Origin of the sequence: Hydrocarboniphaga daqingensis, assembly GCF_900129825.1 — a bacterium.
In the GTDB taxonomy this organism is placed as follows: Bacteria; Pseudomonadota; Gammaproteobacteria; order Nevskiales; family Nevskiaceae; genus Hydrocarboniphaga; species Hydrocarboniphaga daqingensis.
Map to the genome: position 1 here is coordinate 431472 of NZ_FQWZ01000003.1, position 17291 is coordinate 448762.

The 17291-nt window shown below is 58.8% G+C and carries 11 protein-coding genes and 1 pseudogene; 6 read left to right on the forward strand and 6 right to left on the reverse strand.

What is annotated here, in order from left to right; translation table 11 throughout:
• Positions 1-59: 59 nt before the first annotated feature.
• From BUB09_RS07930 to BUB09_RS07955, 6 genes are all read right to left on the reverse strand, one after another.
• Positions 60-1202, reverse strand: a complete 1143-nt coding sequence (locus BUB09_RS07930; RefSeq protein WP_072896391.1) for an alpha/beta fold hydrolase — start codon at positions 1200-1202, stop codon at positions 60-62.
• A 25-nt stretch (positions 1203-1227) separates the two neighbouring features.
• Positions 1228-2106: a glycosyltransferase family 2 protein gene (locus BUB09_RS07935; RefSeq protein WP_072896393.1), complete on the reverse strand. Its 879-nt coding sequence runs from the start codon at positions 2104-2106 to the stop codon at positions 1228-1230.
• Positions 2107-2338: 232 nt separating this feature from the next.
• Positions 2339-3250 (reverse strand): glycosyltransferase family 2 protein, encoded by a 912-nt coding sequence (locus BUB09_RS07940; RefSeq protein ID WP_072896395.1) that lies wholly within the window; start codon positions 3248-3250, stop codon positions 2339-2341.
• Between the two features lie 372 nt (positions 3251-3622).
• Positions 3623-4372, reverse strand: a complete 750-nt coding sequence (locus tag BUB09_RS07945) for a hypothetical protein (RefSeq protein WP_139250181.1) — start codon at positions 4370-4372, stop codon at positions 3623-3625.
• 262 nt (positions 4373-4634) lie between these two features.
• The gene (locus BUB09_RS07950; protein ID WP_072896399.1) at positions 4635-5351 is read right to left on the reverse strand and encodes a sulfotransferase family 2 domain-containing protein; all 717 of its coding nucleotides are present in this window, start codon (positions 5349-5351) and stop codon (positions 4635-4637) included.
• Between the two features lie 123 nt (positions 5352-5474).
• The gene (locus BUB09_RS07955) at positions 5475-6557 is read right to left on the reverse strand and encodes a hypothetical protein (RefSeq protein ID WP_072896400.1); all 1083 of its coding nucleotides are present in this window, start codon (positions 6555-6557) and stop codon (positions 5475-5477) included.
• A gap of 331 nt (positions 6558-6888) precedes the next feature.
• Here BUB09_RS07955 and BUB09_RS07960 point away from each other — a divergent pair, with 331 nt between their 5' ends.
• The 6 genes and pseudogenes from BUB09_RS07960 (at position 6889) to BUB09_RS17645 (ending at position 17161) form a co-directional block, all read left to right on the forward strand.
• On the forward strand, positions 6889-8007 hold the full coding sequence (locus BUB09_RS07960) for a hypothetical protein (RefSeq protein WP_139250182.1): 1119 nt from the start codon (positions 6889-6891) through the stop codon (positions 8005-8007).
• 431 nt (positions 8008-8438) lie between these two features.
• Positions 8439-12581 (forward strand): capsular polysaccharide export protein, LipB/KpsS family, encoded by a 4143-nt coding sequence (locus tag BUB09_RS07965; RefSeq protein ID WP_139250183.1) that lies wholly within the window; start codon positions 8439-8441, stop codon positions 12579-12581.
• A 31-nt stretch (positions 12582-12612) separates the two neighbouring features.
• Entirely contained in the window at positions 12613-14190 is a 1578-nt protein-coding gene (locus BUB09_RS07970) for a glycosyltransferase family 2 protein (RefSeq protein WP_175550133.1), read from the forward strand.
• Positions 14191-14291: 101 nt separating this feature from the next.
• Positions 14292-14984, forward strand: coding sequence for a uracil-DNA glycosylase family protein (locus BUB09_RS17185; protein WP_072896407.1), 693 nt, complete (start codon positions 14292-14294; stop codon positions 14982-14984).
• 1261 nt (positions 14985-16245) lie between these two features.
• A pseudogene (locus tag BUB09_RS17490) lies at positions 16246-16469 on the forward strand (IS3 family transposase); the annotation flags it as partial.
• A 587-nt stretch (positions 16470-17056) separates the two neighbouring features.
• Positions 17057-17161, forward strand: coding sequence for a hypothetical protein (locus BUB09_RS17645; protein WP_366486231.1), 105 nt, complete (start codon positions 17057-17059; stop codon positions 17159-17161).
• Positions 17162-17291 lie beyond the last annotated feature (130 nt).

Genomic DNA, 17291 nt, shown 5'->3' on the forward strand with positions numbered 1-17291 from the left:
CTTATCGAGGGCAGCAACGGGGGGTGAACCGATAGCCTCTGTTGGCAAGTGCTATCGAATTACGCCGGCTTGCGGCCGCGCTTGTCATCCTTTCGGGCTGCTCGACGTGCTGCCTTGCGCTCAGCCTGCCGGGCCAATCGCAATTGCGCTTTGTCCTTGGCTTGCAGGCGTGGTGGCTTGCTTGCTTCGCTGCCGGGCGACTTGTCGCGTGTTTTTGCCTCGCCGGCCTGTAGTTTCTTTGGCCTGGGCTTCGCCGGCGCTGGTGTCGCGGTCGAAATCTCAATCGTGCCCGTGCTGGCGCCGAACTTTTGGGTCAACTCCTGCATCAGCGGCCCTGAGTGACCGACTTTTCGTAGCGCCAAGAGCGCGATTCTTCCGACTTTCTTGTGGCGCAGTGTCAGCGCCTGGTTTTTAAGCACCAAGTCGACGGCTTTGGGCGCTTGATTGGCAAGCAGTAGATTCCGGACGCGGGTCCTGAGTTCCTTGTGACCTAGATCGGTCTCCTCGTTCAGGTCGGGCCGCAGAACGCGGGACTCGTCGGCAAACGCCAGGAAGATGCTTTTCAGCTGGCGACGGTCGGACAGCCCCTTGGTCACCGGGTGACCAAAGTTGGGGCATTCCAGCATGTCGACGGTGCTGCGACTGATCAGTGCTGATCGAAAGTTGCGTGCGTCGATCGCGTCGGGTGGGCCGAGCCGAGGCCGGGTTAGCATCGGGTCATATGCGATCAGCACATGCGAATCCGGTAGTACCGAGTCGGCGCTGACGGGATCGATTTCGGTTTCGACGTCGTTCTGCCACCGTGCCCACACCTTGGTCCGGGCTGGTGGACTTAGCGCAAACGCTTTGGTCGCGCCCAGATCGGCGGCAAACCGCAACGCCGCATAGGCTCCCATCGATGAGCCATACGTGAGCCTCGAGTAATCTTCGGGAAAGTAGGCGTCGATTGCACTGCGGATCGCGGATCGGACCTCGGCTCGCAACAGCGGCTGATACCAGTGGTTCTGCTTGGGCTGTATTCCCACCACGGCGTAACCGGCCTCGAGCAGAAACGTCGCACCCCATGGCTCCTTGGCGGCTAGCGATCCGCGCGGCTGGAAGCTGATGACAATCAGAGGTTTCGCATCGGCGGAAGCCTCTTGCTTGTAGGCGACGACATCGAGCGCATTGCTTGAGTAAAGCGTTTCCGGCGGGTGCGGCATGTGCGGTGCGGCCTCAAGTCCGGGACTAGTTCGCCCGATTGGGGCCCGGTGAAAGGCTGGCCTGGGCAAGATACTCACCGGCGGCGATCAGCTCGCGTGAGAACTGCTTCTTGTCCTTGAAGTACTCAAACGAGCGGCGCCACAGGTCCCAGATTTCGGGCGTGCCGTTGATAAGCAATTTGGCGTAGTAAGCGCCACGGCCGGCGTCGTAGGATTCCAGCGTTTGCTGCGCTTCGGCGCTTCCGGTGCGGCGTCCATGGTCGTGGTAGACGATGGGGTCGGGCAGCAGCGCGCCGGTAAACCCACTGCGCGACGCCCGGCAGGCCAAGTCGATGTCCTCACAGGGGAATGGCGTGCCGGCTCCCAAGGCCTCGTCGAACAGCCCGCATTGATCGAAGACCGACCGGTGCATGAACATGTTGGCGCCTTGAATCGTGCCGGCGGGCAGTATCCGCGTCCCTTTCGCGATCAGGCTTTCCTTCTCAATCTGGCACTGGGCAATGCGCGGATCATCTAGCTCGTTGTAGCGCACGATGGACGCCATTCCATACTGGAATCGGCGAACATCGAGCCGCGCTTGCAGCCGCAAAAAGTAATGGGGGCGGACAATGCAGTCGTCGTCGGTGAACGCGAGCCACTCTCCGCTGCTGGCCTTGACGCCAATGTTGCGGGCACGGCTCAAGCCTGGCACCGGCGCCTGCACATATCGAACGGGAAACGACTGGCGCTGCGCGAATGCTTCGATGACGGCCTGTGTGGCATCGGACGAGGCATTGTCGACGGCGATCAGTTCAACATCGACCAGATCAACGTTGAGCCGTCGATGTGCCTTGGCGATCGACTGCAGGCAAGGGGTGAGGCTCGAGGCGCGGTTGCGTGTGCAAATGATTAGCGACAGTTTCATTGCACACTCGTCCGGCTGCTGGTCATCATTCCGGTGGATCTCCACAAGATCGAGGCGGGAATACTGCAAAGCATGACCTTACGGTCATGTTGGCGGCAAGCGCTCGAACCGCAACGCCTCGGGTTGGCGCCGTCACGACGAGTGTTCGCGTCGATCGCGCATATCCCTCGTATAGCAGGGCTGAGGTACCTCGTGTGAAGCGGGCGGCGCTATCGTCTCCGATATATGGCGGTCAGCCGGGGTGGGGGCGGCCCGTTCGCTTCTTGCCGACGCCGGGCTTGGCAGGCTTCTGAGGTGCTCGCTGCTCGGCGGCAAGCGCCAGATATTGGCTCGCTGCCAGCAACTCCCGAGAAAGGGCGCCCAAGTCGTTGCTGCGCGAAAACGATACCGCCCAGTGCGCCCAGATCTCGTGCATATCTTCGGTCAGCAGCTTGGCGTAATAAGCGCCGCGCCCCAAGTCGTAAGATTCGATGGTCTTGCGAGCCTCCAGACTGCCGGTCCGGCGACCGTGGTCATGAAACACGACGATGCTGGGCAGCAGTGCGCCAACAAAACCCGCCCGTGATGCACGACTCGCCAGCTCGATGTCTTCGCAGGGGAAAGGGGTTCCCGCGCCCATGTTCTCGTCAAACAGGCCGCAGCGGTCCAACACGCGGCGGTGGCAGAACATGTTGGCGCTGTGAATCAAGCCTGTCGCCAGCACACGAGTGTGGGCCGGAATCAATCGCAGGTTTGATATCGCTTTGTGCGCGACGCGAATATCGTCAGCCTTGTTGTGTCGCAGCAGCTGGCCCATGCCGTACTGAAACTGATCCAGATCGACCGTGCGCGCAAACTCGGAGAAGTAGTCGCCCCGCAGTAGGCAGTCGTCGTCGGTAAAAATCAGCATCTCCGCCGAACTTGCCTCAACGCCTCGGTTACGAGCGTGGCTGCCGCCTGGCTTTTCGGCATAGACGTAGCGCACCTCGAATCCGGCTTCGCCCGCAAAGCGGTCGACGACGGCCTTGGTATCGTCGGTCGATCCGTTGTCTGCCACCACCAGCTCCAGTTCGACCGATGGATCGTATGCGGCCTTGACCGAATCGAGGCAGCGCATGAGCTGCTGGGCGCGATTGCGGGTAGGGATAATCAGAGAAACTTTCATGGTCGACGCCAGTTGGATCCAAAGGCTTTCGCTCGAAGCGAAAAAATTCGAAGTTCGTTGTGGTGAATACGATCGGAGTCAGGCATGGCATGGGGTCGTTCGAATGGGTGCGAAGGTCCCACGCCCAGCGCTGCACTGAACAGAGCAGGGCAATACGGGTGATACGTGCTTCGGAGATGCTCGTAACGTATCGCTCGAGCGTCATTACATGCTGCGGCGGATAGATTTCCTATCCGCTTCGTCGCCACGAGCGTGGCCCTGGCACTTCGCTGCTCACGAGCTCGGCATTGTTCACTTGTGTCGGTGCCCTGGCGCCGGCCGCCATCTTGCGAATGTCTCTTGTCGTCAGCGGTTTGTGCGAGTGTGGGCACGCTATTGCATCAAGAGCTTCAGTGTCTCTGGCGCGACGGGAAACAGGCGGGTCAAGCGATTCAATGCGTCGTAGTCCGGTGCAAGAAAGTGCCGGAGATTGCGCCGAGCCGTACCACTGAGGGCGGATTTCTCCGCATTGGACCCGGCCCTGTTGTCATGGATGCGCTTGACTTGCTTGACGCCCAATACGCGCTCGACGTCTGCATCCAAAAGTTCTGTGGCCATAACGGCGAATACTTGCTTTCTACGAATCGCTGTTAGCAGGTCACTCAAGTAGAACGAGATGCTCTCTCGCAAATGGTGAATCTTTAAAAAATCCTCGGCAACCGAGGGCACCAGTACTCCGTTTTTGTACAGCGCTTCCGCCAGAGCATTAAGGCTGCGGTACTTCGTCAATACCGAGTATTCACCGGGGAACCGATCCTTCTGCTCGCCATCCGCTACGACCAGTTTCAGCCGCCAATTGAAGGCTGAAACAACGCGGTCGATCGGATTTCGCACTACGATCAGATAGTCTGCGTCGTGACTGATCGGAGGGGTCGCGACGTGCACTTTGCGGATCGACGGATATCGCTTGGCAACGGGCGCGCTTCGCTGGATTGCGTCCCAAAGGGACGTGCCGCCGCACTTGCCGATGTGGATGTAAATCAGTTCGCCGGAGGGCGATGATTGCTCTCTTTTACGTACTCGGGATGACGTAGAGGGCTTGGTTTTGGCTGTCGGAATTGCCGTCGCCTTGCGCGTTTCCACCAATGACATTCCTGGCATCTGAGATTGATTCGGTCGGCGCGGCCAGCCCAGTGAGGACCAACAACCAAGTCACGTAAACCCGCGTGAGGTCGTTGTCACCGATGAGCCATCATCGGGCTAAACGCCGTGTTCGGTCATATCATCCCTCATTTTGCATTCAGGTTGGTATCGGCGGGAAGGCGAATTGCACGATGACGCCCCTCGGGGCGTCATCATTAACGTCGCGCTCCTGTAACAGCAGTTGCCGGGCCGCTCCGAGCGGTCAGTAGGAAAACGCTTTCAGATCCACTTGATGCAAATCTTCGATGAACTGATGATCTTTGGCGGGGATATCGCTGCTCTTGATCAACGTCGCCTTGCTTTCATTGGCGCGGGGCAGCGCGAAGGCGCTACCAAGGCCCAGCAAGTCCGCCACCTTGGGTTCCCAAGTACGAACCTCTTCGAGCTTCCAGACGTGTTGAACTAGCGATCCATCGGCCCGTTGGATGCGACCGAGCTGTGGACGGAAGGCAATTTCCTTTTCCAGATGCGGCGACCGGATAAAATCTGAAAAGTCGCTTGATTCAATAAAGGCCCGCGAAGCAGGCCATTCAAGAACAGGAAACCGCTTGGCGTGCCTCCGGAAGCCTTTGCGCACGTCTGCCAGTGATAGCGAGTTTTTATTGGCCCATTCCTGAATGATCGAGCCGACAAAATTGAAGAGCGATACAGCTCGATTGACAGGGTGCCTCACCATTGTGCAGGTCACATACGAATCAACGAGCTCTATGCCGCAGGCCGTTTCGACGTCACGAATCGAATAGTGCTTCCCCAGCTTAAAACGGGAATTGTAGTATTTATTGACTCGCTCCCCATGCTCAGTGCTGCCGAGAATGAGATCATTCCATGCCATATAAGGCTCCATGCCCAACTCGAAGCTGGAGCCGCCCGTTTTGTGAATATGGATAAATATGAATTTTTTTGAGTTACAAATAATCATTAATATTCCAGTGCCGCAATGATTCTTATATAGGTGCTGACGCCAACAGGATTCGACTAGAGCCCTGGCCTTTATTGCGAATGCTGGGCCGTCAGCGGAGGTTGGATTGCCGCCAAGCAGCGATCAAGCCGATACTTTTGTACTGCACAGGCTTTCCGTCGGACGCAACCGTGACTTGTCGACGAGCGGTAACAGCAGTCGAGCGTAAGCCCGCACGAGTTCGTCCTCCATGCCCCAGGTCATCGCGTTGGGCCGTTGCGTCGATTGCAGCGGTGCCGGCTTTGCGAACGGGTGACTGGAACGTCCTAGAAACTCGTTTGCGAACTTGATGTTGGAAGCAGAAAACCGCTCATAGATCGGCAGCGGGTCGATGATGCGACGAGCCAGTTTGCTGTCGTCCCTTAACGCGTCGATCTCATAGATCATCTTCCAGCGCTGATCGTTAATTGTGCCATCGGCGAGGTAGCGACGATGGACGCTATTGACGGCTCTGGCGAGGATCACCTGTGTCTGCGTGAACTTCTCGTTGGCCGATTTGACCGAAGGGTCGAAAGTATCGAACGAGAGCCCGGGTGAAACGCGCTCAAGGAAATCCCGCCGGAGATCGCCGCCGGAAAATTCAGACCGGTTGTATAGGACTGCCTTAATCGCGTTGCGGCCAAATACCTTGGCCCACCGGACGGCCAAGGTGTAATAGTTATAGTAAGGGTCCGACGGCGTGAGATCGCGCTGAAAACCTTCGATGGCTCCCCAGTAGCCTGATCGCAATTCGGTACTGTACAAGCTATCGCGGACCGCAGACTGTTCACGGAAATAGCCCACGATTTCCACGCGGCTGAAAATGCTCTTCAGGTAGGCGCCAAACTTTTCGATTTCGCCAAGCGTGCGGAGTCGGCTGTGAAAATGCTCCGACGTAATGACAAAGCAGTCGTGATTGACCGATTTGGTTGCAACCTCAGCGGAAAAGTCTTGGAGCAGGTTGGTGAAATACTGGCTGCGCCGGGTTGGATTCGATAGCTGACGGTCCAGAAAATAATCATCCGGAGCCGTTTGAAAGTAGGCACAAAGCTTTCGGTTTTCGGGCTTGTCCAAGCAGTCGCTGAGCGCGATGCCATGCTCCGAGAGGGCGGCCTGATTCTGATAAAGCCAGCGCTGAAGGAGTGTTGTGCCGGTCTTTTCACACCCGATATGAACGACGCACCGCATCAAGGGCCCCAGAAAGCAGAATCTTCTAAGCTTATCAAGGATCGTGCGACGACGATCCTCCGGCAACGCGGGTGCTGCGCCGCGTTTGGAGGGCTGTCATGGCGCGTGTGCTACCCACTGCAGACGGTAGTTCTGCAGGTGTCGGTATCGGCACGGCTTCGTCGCCGCGCTCAAACGTCAAATAAGGATCACGGTGAACTTCCCAGTTAACGCATGGCGCGTCCTCGGTATCGCGACCCTGGCATTGCTTTCGCCGTCATCGCCGGCGGGGTCGGGTCCGGCACCGATGATTGGTGACCGGCTGGTCATCGACGGCGTATCCGCGCCGCTGATGACCAACGCGCAGCGCCGCGCTGCTGGCATTCGCAACGGGCCCGATAGCATCGTCGATGTTTGGCGGTCCGAGCCGGGGCGGCTACAGCTGATCTTTTCCGGATCGCACTTGGAGCAGGGGCGCGGCACCATGGTCGTGCGGGTCGGGCCCGATCTGAAGATCGACCTCGCCGCGCCACGCGCCACCGTGGTGCTGCAGGCAGACCGCCGCAGTCCTGGTTTTGACTATGACTACGCTGGCGGCGGGGATGTGTTCACCTGCCCGGGGGCAAACGGCAAGACGCTGTACTTCTACCATGGTGAAAACCACACCGACCCCACAGGTCGGTACATCCGCGGGCCCAAGAATGGCTGGACTGGTATCGGAATGGCGACGTGGAATGCCCGTGCCGGCCGCTTCGCCAAAGACGGCCAGATCATCGGCATGGCGGTCGACAACACATGGCGCAAGGACAAAAACGGCCGCTACAAGACCTTGCAGGGCCCGCCGATCAGCGGCAATCCGAATGTCGTGCCGGATCGCAGTGGCGAGTACCTGTACCTGTACTACACCGACCGCACCGACGATCCCGCGTACGAAGCCAAAGGCCAAGACTGCGACAAGCGCGCATGCACCGCCGTCGCCCGCGCCGCCGTGAGCCAGGTTTGCAGCGCGGCCGGAACCGGCAGTCCGGCGCCGTGGTTCAAGTATTACAAGGGCGCGTTCACCCAGCCCGGCTTGCTCGGATCCGGCTCCAAGGCCGTGGGTAAGACAGCCGGGTCAGCGGGCGTGGGCGGGCGCTACACGCCAATCGTCGACCGGTTTGAGAATCGCGGCGAAACGACGCCCAACGTGACGTGGCTGCCTCGGCAGGACCTCTACGTGATGACCGCACTGCGACGGCCTGAGCGTGACATCGCCGTGCGCTATTCCCGCGACCTGCTTGCCTGGACGGACCCCGAAGTGCTGATCGGGCCGGCCCCCAAGGGCTACACCAACAAGTATCCCCGTCTGAACGTGATTGCGGGCGCCGATGGGGCCGAGCGCTACATGATGTTGTGGACCGTCAAAGCCGAGGCGAGCTGGGAGGACGCGGAGTTGCGCGGGCAGGCGGTTCGCTTCGCGTCACGTCGCTAGCGGTCAATGGCGCAGCGGCCGCCTTCAAAGGGGTCTCGACAGATGAAGCATTGCCGGCGGCTGTTGCCGAGATGCCGCCGCAAGTCTGTTTCTACAACACTGCACCGAGCGAGTGCCGTGTCGGCATTGCGCGGCGCCGAACACCGCGACGTGACGCGCGCAATGGCCGGCGCGGTACGCTTGCGCAGCGCAACCGGGGGCGCCGGCGAGTTAACGTCAGCATGGCATGGCGCCTCGCACCGGCTGAATCGACGGCCGCACCACCTTGGCGCCGACCGCACTGCATGATCGAGACTGCTTGAGTGGATGACTTTGCTGAACAAACGGCGCTGGCGCGTTCTGCTCTGCAGCGGGCGGCGTTTGAAGAAACCATCGAACGCGCTGAGCGCCTGCTTCTTTTGCGGCCTGCCGCCGCGCGGCTGCATCAACTATTGAGCGTTGCGAAGGCGGCACTCGGTCGGGGGTCGGCCGTGCCGGCGACCGACGACGCCTCTCCGCTGGTCAAAGCGGCATTGCGCGCTGCATTGCGCGCGCAGCCCGCCGATCACGCCGTCTGCCAGCGTCTGCTGGCCTGTGTGCCCAACGACGACACAGAGCGTCCGGCGCTGGAACAGCGCGTCGTGATGCTGCTGGGCGTGATCGATCCAGAAGCAGTCATGCCGGCGCCCCCCGCGACCACGTCGCGTGCTGTCGCCCCGGCATCCGAAACACCGCTGCCAACGGTCGTCGACTGGGACGCCGTCGATATGCCGACGCTGGCCGCTATCGCCGAGCGTTTGACGGATGAGGCGTGGCAGCGCATGACGCGGCTGCCGCGACAATTGCCGCCATTGAAGCGCTTCTGTCGACGCGCGATGCTCGAAGGCCAGCCCATAGCCGCTGCGCGCGCTGCTGCGGCGTTGGCCCAGACCGGCTGGCAGCAGCCTGTCATCGCGTCGGCCATCCAGCGAGACCTGATCGGCCGCGCCAATCTGGAAGAGGCCGAGCGCTTCGTCGAGCGGGCGCCGATTGATCAGCACGGCCGTAGCCTGCTGCGAGCGCGCTGGCTCGTTGCGGTTGGCCAGTACGAACAGGCCGCCGATATTGCGCGCTCGATACCGGCGCCTGCGTACCACGACCTTGATGTTCCGCGACAGATGTACCGCAGTCTCCGTAGTCAGCGTCGCTACGCGCTGGCGGTGGACTTCGGCCTCGACCACATTCGGCCGCCGAATGCGGCGCCGCCAACGCTGGCCTATGACGTGGCGATGGCCGCATGCATGGCCGGCTCCCCGAGTAAAACCGAAGACGCCTTGCGCTGGGCGCTTGCTCATGCCGATGCCGTGATGGGCACCGACGACGAGGTCGACGATTGGTTTGCGCTGTACAAGTTCCGGCTCCGCTGTTTTGACGTGGCGGCCGCGGCCGCGATCATCGAGCGTGTCGCCTCACGCGTGGACAACACGGCCTCAATCGAAGCCGAGCGCGCTCATCTGGCCATTGTCGCCAACGAGTTGGCGAGTCTGATGCCGCTGATTGATGGCGCCCGACGGCGCTTGCGCGACTTTGCTGACGGTCGCGTTGCCAGCTTGGGGCAGGTGGACACGCCTGTTGATCTGCTGATGCACATGCCCGGGCGGTGGATGACCACCGACCCCCGGTTGGACCGAGAAGGCGCCGACGTCCGTCCGCCATTCTTCGAGGTGCTGCGGCGGGTGCAGGCGGAGGGCTTCTCGATTCAGCTGGTGCCGCAGATCGGTACCAATGAGTTTGTCGTGACCGATCAGGGCGATCACCTGACGGTGGCCTACCACGCCATCAGCGACAAGCCTCGCTTGGTCAGCATCAAGGAGGCGGATCTGCCCCACCTGGCCTACTTTGACGGCAAGGGCTATTCGGGATGGTCGGAGCTGACGTTCCGCCACGATGTGCGTGAACAGCTGCAGACGCTGGATGGTGACGATGTCGAGCGCTTCTTTGCCGGCGAGCGCGCGACGGTGCTCGCGGGCAACGTATCCAAGTACGCCCAGCGCGATCTGGGCGCGCCACTGTCGTTGCCCGATCGCTACGTGTTTGTCGCCTTGCAGACCAGCGTCGACCACGTGCAGACCCTAGCGCATGTGCCGATGCTGACGATGCTCGACTGGGCCGTTGAGCGCTTTCGTGGCACCGATATCCGCGTTGTGGTCAAACGTCATCCGCGCTGCAAGTCGGCTCGCGTGGTGCATCGCATGCGCGAGCTCGCGGCGCGCGGCGAGATCCTGATCAGCGATGCGTCGATCCATCAACTGATCGAGCCGGCGCTGGCCGTGTTCACCGTCAACTCCGGCGTGGGCTCGGAGGCGCTGCTGCATCTCAAGCCGGTGTACCTGTTTGGCCGCGCGGACTACCGCCATGTGTGTCACGAGATCCACCGCTACGAGCAGCTAGTCGAGCTGTCCAGCCCATTACGAGCGCCGGTTGATGACGACACGATCAAGCGCTTCCTGTACTGGATGCGCCGCCACGTGTTGGTCAACGTGCGCGATCGGCAGAGCTTGTCGGCAGCGATCGAGCGTCGCGTGTTGGCGCCATTGAGGGCGGCGCGCGCCACGGCGCCGTCGGGCGCCGCAGAGTCGCGCCCTGCTGATCGCTCGCTGCTGCCGTCTGCCCTCGGTTCGCAATCCACCGTGGTGGTCGAGTGGTCGGTCGAGCCGGTGCAGGGAGCGCCTTCGGCAGCGGTTGGATCAACGTTAAGCGGCTGCGTCCGGTGCGTTGCAACGACCGTCAGCGCCGCCGAGTTGTGGGTTAACGGCAAGGTGCTGGCAAGAGCCAGGGTCGAAGGTGACGGCCACTTTGCATTAACGCTTGCGGGTGCGGCGCCGGTTGCCTATCTGTGGCTGGTGTGCGCGGACGCGGCGACCCCGGCCAACCTGTTCGTCGCTCGCATCGATCGGCGCCTGCCCGCGGCTGCCGACACCCCGCGCAAGTCGGCAGCGGAGCCGCAACTGGCAGCCTTAGGGCAGTGGAATCCATCGACCCCGTGGCGCCAACGCGCCGACGCTGAACTGAGGGCGGGTGGGGCGTTGATCATCAACGGCCGTCCTTTGGCAGGCCCAATGGCAGTGCTACCTGCAACCCTGCACCTGCGAGATCAGCCCGTCGACCTATGGCTGGACGTGATCGATGCGGCTGGACGCTCCGTGCTGGAACAGCGTCTGCTGAACGATCCTCACGGCATCTTCCGCGCGGCCGGCGTTGCGTTGGGCACCAGCAGCACGCTGCAGGTTGATCTGCTCGACGGGCAGCGTCATCGATTGGAGCGGGCCGAACTCGTCCTGCAGAACGCGACATGGCAACTACGCGGACAGGCTTACTCGCCATCAGCGCCGCTATGGGTGCGGCTGGATGCCGCCGCCCACATCGCGCCGCTCGCCGGTGGCCCGCCGCCATCGGCAAAGATGGGGCATCACGTCAAAAGCCCGGTCGTGGTGGACGACAGCGCCCGCCAGCTTTGCTACCCGCCGAGCCCCGTCGTGCTGGCCGTCCCGCCGCGCAGGACGCTGCCCGCTAGTCGGCGCATCTTCGTGTTGACACACAAGCGCACGCCGACGGAAGCGCTCTACGTCACCGCACCGCTCGAAGCGCTGGCTTCCGACGGTAGCGGCATCAAGGTCCGCCGGTTCGATGTGTCCCAGACCGGTGCCTTGCAGCGCTGGCTGCAACATGCGCCGCGCGCCAGCGACGCGATCGTTGTGGTCCGCTACCTGCCTGCCGAGTGGCTTGCGGCACTGCTAGCGCTGCCACAGCGCCCCCGGCTCGTGTATTTGATCGACGACGACCTTCCGGCGGCCGCCGATGCGGTGGGCCTGCCACCCAGTTACCGGCAGCGGATGGTCGAGTCCGCGCGTTTTGACTTCGCGCTGATGCTGAGTGCCTGCGACCACTTGCTGGTGACGTCGCCGGGCTTGATGCGCCGTTACCGGTCGCCCAAAACCCAGTTAATCGAGCCGTGTTTACTGCGGCGGCCGGCCAGCTTTGCGCATCACACGCTGGCCGGGTCCGTACGGCTGGCGTATCACGCCACCGCGTCACACGCCGATGACGCCGCCTTCATTGCCCCGGTGTTAATGCGCCTGGTTCAAGCTGTCGATGACCTGCATCTAGATGTGATCGTGTCCGACCGGGGTGCCGGCTTCGTGGCGGACCACCCGCGGGTGCGCCTGCACAAGCAACTCAACTGGCCGGACTACATCGAGCATGCTCAAGCCCACCCGGCTCACGCGGCCGTGGTGCCGCTGCTGCCCGGCCCGTACAACGACAGCCGCTCGATCGTCAAAGTTCTGGACTGCGCGTCGCTCGGCGCTGCGCCCGTGCTATCGGCTGTCGAGCCGTATGACACCTGCGTCCAGCACGGCATCAGCGGCCTGATGGTGCCCAACAGGGCCGATGCGTGGTTCGACTCCTTAAGTACGTTAGTCGCCGACCCAGCCCGGATGCTGGAGCTCGCTCAAGCCAACCTTGAGCGTATTGACGCGAGGCGGATGTTGGATGTGAACCAAGCGCTGTGGCGCCAGTTGTTGGCGCATGGCGCACCTGAGCGTGATGCCGCCTGAGTCGCGACCAAAACATCAAAAGGAGTCATCCGTGTATCTGACCGACGAGGCCGTGCTGGACAACTGGCGGCTACTGCACGTCGATGCCGCTATGCGCACAGCGGCTCCCAAGAAAGCGGCGTCGTGGCGCCAGCGGATGGCAACGCGGCTGCGCGCTGAGCGCGAGTTGTGCGAAACATTGCTCGGCTCGGTGCGTGTGCAACTGATTGACGTTGATGCTGCCGCTTCGACGGCCGCGTGTAGGGGCTGGGCTCTGCAATCGCACGTCAACTGCGACCAGCGCAGCGTTGCGGGCCTGACCGTTGGGGCCGCGCGCCAAGTGCTGGCCGCCAGTGACTGGTTGATCTTGGCTGCACCGGGAGTGGACCTGCATCCATCAGCGGCTTACCTCGTGGCATCCGCTGGCGCCGACACTGACGCGATAAGTTGGCCGGTGTACGTCAACGAGACATCCGCCGCTCCCGGCTTGTCGCTGCCGCAGGCTCCGGACGGCCTTAGCGAAGACGAGACCTTGATCCGGCTTCGGCGCTTTGACCGCTACACCGCATGGCACGTGCGGGACCAGTCACTGGTGTACGCCGTTCGCAGCAACAGTCTGGCCGAATGCCCTAATGCCGCAATCAAGGCGCTAGTGGAGGGCGACCTGCACCCAATTCTGATCTGGCTCAGCACGCGGATCGAGAAACGGTGGGAAGTCTTCGCCGGCTGCATGGCGCAGTGCTCAGCTCCGGCGCTGGCTCGCTATCGGAACGCACCACCCAGACCGTTGATGTTCTACCGAAGGCTGCTAGAAAACGGCGCGCCCGAAATGACGCTGGGTCCGCCGCCGCCCGGCTCCCAGAGCCCATTTCTGGCTCGTCCCCGGGCTGACGCCCAACGGATTTCGGTCATCGTGTGCTTTCGCGACAAACCCGAGCTAACCAAAACGTTTTTGAAGTCCCTGGCCGAACAGACGGCTGTTACCGCCGGAAAGGTGGAGCTAATTTTGGTTAACAACCGGTCCGCAACCGCAGCCGTCGACAGTGTGAAGGCGCAACTGACGACACTGGACGCCGCCTGGACAACGCAGTGGATCGATTTTGACGAGCCATTCAACCACAGCAGGCAAAACAACCTCGCGGTCCGGCAATCCACTGGCGACGTGGTCGTACTGGCCAACAACGACCTGGAGCTGATCAGCCGCAACGCGCTGGAAGACATGGCGGCCTGGGCGCTAATTCCCGATATTGGCACCGTTGGCTGCACGCTGATCAACGATGATCCGGCCCGAAATTGCTACGGCCATGTCGAAAGGAATTCGCCTTTTTTATGTGCACATAAGATTGTGGATGAAGCGCATGATCCGTATCTGAGCCAGACGATTCGAGCTGTATTTGGAAATACTTACGCGCTGGTGGCCCTGAATCGCGCACGCTATCTTCGATTACATGGTCTGGACGAGCTGCGTAGTCCTGTCGCCTATAATGATGTTCGGTTCAATGTGAAAACGGACGCCGCCGATCAGCTGCATCTCAATATTGGTAGCTCGGTTGCTATTCATCAGGTATCGGCGTCACGCATGAAGCAGGAAAATCTATTTCAACTCGCTTTGGTTGCGAACATGCTGTGACAACCTTTGCAGGCGAATGAGCTATTGATTTGTTGCCTTGTTATCAGGTCCCGCAAAAAGCGATCATCGGCCGAGATAATTAACTTAAAAAATGGGGATAAATGGGCGTTGCAGATCTTATGAGATTTGCTAAAGTGCAGCTGGCTTCATTGATGTCTATCAATGGTGCAATTCTGTACAGTAGCCACAAAACATTAAAGCTCGGGCCGATTTACCTGCTTGGCCTCAATCCCGGTGGAAACCCAAATGATCACCCGACTTCGACGATCGCTAATGCCATCGACGAACTGGCTACACGCGAAAAGAACTCGTATGTGGAGGAGCGTTGGCAGTACAGATGCGCTAATCGTAATAAGGCTGCGAGTCCGTTGCAGAAGCGGATCATTTACCTGCTTGCTGGCCTCGGTTGCGATCCGAAAGAAGTTTGCGCATCAAATCTGATATTCGTGCGGAGTGTTGATGCCAGTGGGTGCGGGTATCCAAGCTACGCCGATATATGTTGGCCAGTCCATGAAAAAATTATCGAGATGGTGAAACCAAAGCTCATTATTGCGTATGGAAATTCGGGCGTATCTCCTTATGCATATCTCCGAAGCATCAGCGGCCATCGCACGCCGGAAACGTACCAGCCAGCTGGCCACGGTAATTGGCAATGTAAGGCGTTCAAGTGGAATCGCGCCAACGGTGACGATATTGCCGTCGTTGGCTTGCCTCATTTGAGTCGGTATAAGATCGATAAGATCAGCAACGAGAATGAAGTGGTTCGGTGGATCAGGCGCTATGCAGACCTGTGATCGCGGATTCTCGTATCTATCGACAGGACTGCGGACCAATCTAGCTTCAATGGTGCATTAAGCAAATTGGATAATTGCTCGATGGGGTGAAGCTAGGAAACTGTATGTTGAGATCGAATATTTTTCCGTTCCTTTGCAGATTGATTAAGTTCTTCGCTTGGTTTATATAAATGACAATCAACCATTAATGAACGGAGGTGGCTTTTATACTGCTTGCTTCTTGATGTGAAGTCATTGCAGGATTTATTGGTGCCTGTAGGGGAAGCTGTGATTTTGCTTTTCGCCTTGCAGTTCTGGGTGCCGAGCGCATTGCGAGATCAGTTTGTGATCCGCCAAAATATAATGCAAATCTTTTATAACCAGTATCGCCTGATAATGATATGTTATATTTCGATGGATACTGCACAACTCAAGTTATACATAAAATCGATTGGGAGCTGCGTTGGCGATGTTTTCTTGTTCTGCTTTGAATCCACCTGACAAGGTTCGTGTGAGTGGGGCTTTTGATGAAAGTTGTGGTTTAAGTTTTAGTGAGGAGGCATTGAGTGCAATTAATCGAAGCGAATTGTCGGTTGCTATAACCAAGCAAGGTGGCCAGGCGGTAATCTCAAACTTGTCAGTTTGTATCGCTGCTGTATCCGGTTACTTAAATATCTTCGTCGGCGCGGATGGAGCCGACATAGTGTTTAATCCGATGTCATCCGGCTCGTACGAGCTCCGTCTTTGGCGAAGCAGTAAAGTAAGCATAGGTAGGGCGACAACATCAAACGGTGTAAGAATAGTTTGCGATAATTTAGCATTCATCTGTGGTGAGGATTGCATGTTTTCAGACGAGATACTGATACAGTCTGCAGATCAACATGGAATAGTCGACACTGAAACTGGTTCAATAGTGAATAATATATATAGAACTATAATTCTTGGAGATCATGTTTGGTTGGGTCGGCGAAGCATTTTAACGGCTTCTGCGAATGTTGGCGACGGCTCAATTATAGGTGCTGGCGCCATCGTAACCGGATCAGTGCCTGCAATGGCCATAGCTGTAGGTTGCCCAGCGCGAGTAATAAAGAGTAATCGGACTTGGACTAGAAACCCAGTAGCGCTGGATCAATACTCGAGGAGATACTCGAAGGATAATGTGTAGGGTGATCCGTCCGCTTACTTGCTGAGTTGGGAGATGGAATATTCTTGTAAGTTGTTCGAGGAGATTGTAGCTGCCCTGGGACTTTCGGATTCGTTGACGCTTAAGATTCGGTCTCCCGGCGTGAGCTGCAGCATGAGCTGGTCCGGCAACGTCTGAGATAACTTAGCTATGGAGAACTTCCTCTCGTCGCTAAAGACCGAGCGCACGGCGCGCAAGATTTAGCGATCCAGAAGCGGTGCTAAGGTCGGTGTCTTTGACTACATCGCGGCTGCTACAGGCCGACGCAGCGGCACTCGACCCTGGGCTGTCCAAGCCCGATTAAGTGCGAACAGCAGACATGATTAGCTTGCGGTGGTGTTTACGAAATCGACAGCAGCCCAAAGTGATCCACCTTCGCAGGCCCTGGCGCAGTCTCGAAGAAGTCGAATGGGCCACGCTGCGGTGGGTCGACTGGCACAACAAGCGGCGATTAATGGGACCGCTCGGCTAAACCACACCAGCCTAGGTAAAAGCACGTTACTATTCGCAAATCCCGAGCCTTGCCATCGCGGCGTGACTCAACCCAACGAGTCTACGGAAAAACTGGGGTGGTTCAAAGATTTGAGAAAAAATGAATGATAAAGCAATCATTAAGAAAAACTCAGGATACTGTCACTGCTGCCTAAGTAACGTTGAGTTTTCCAGCAGTGAAACTTGGCTAAGGGATCGCTATAAGTGCTCATGTTGTTATTCTATACCTCGACAAAGGCATTTACAGCATATTTTAGATTATTTGTTTTCCAAGCTGGGACAGTAAAAAATACACGAGTCGTCTCCTTCTAATAGCCTTTTCGCGCGCTATGCTGGTGAAAACTATTCTTTTAGTCGGGTTTTTAATGACGTCAAGCTTGGTGAATATCGCAACAATACAAGATGTGAAAACGTGGAAATGCTGACTTTCAGCGACGAGACGTTTGATATTTGTATTACGCAAGATGTGGGTGAGCATATTGTCAATCCAGAAGTAGCAGCAAATAAGATAACACTGTGTTGAAAAGGTGGCGCGCACGTCGTCAACGCACCGCAGCACAAGTCACTAAGAAAATTCAGCGTCAGAGCTACATTATAAAATGGCAAAACCACTTACTTAAAGAAGAGCGATATCACAGAAATTCTTTTGGTGA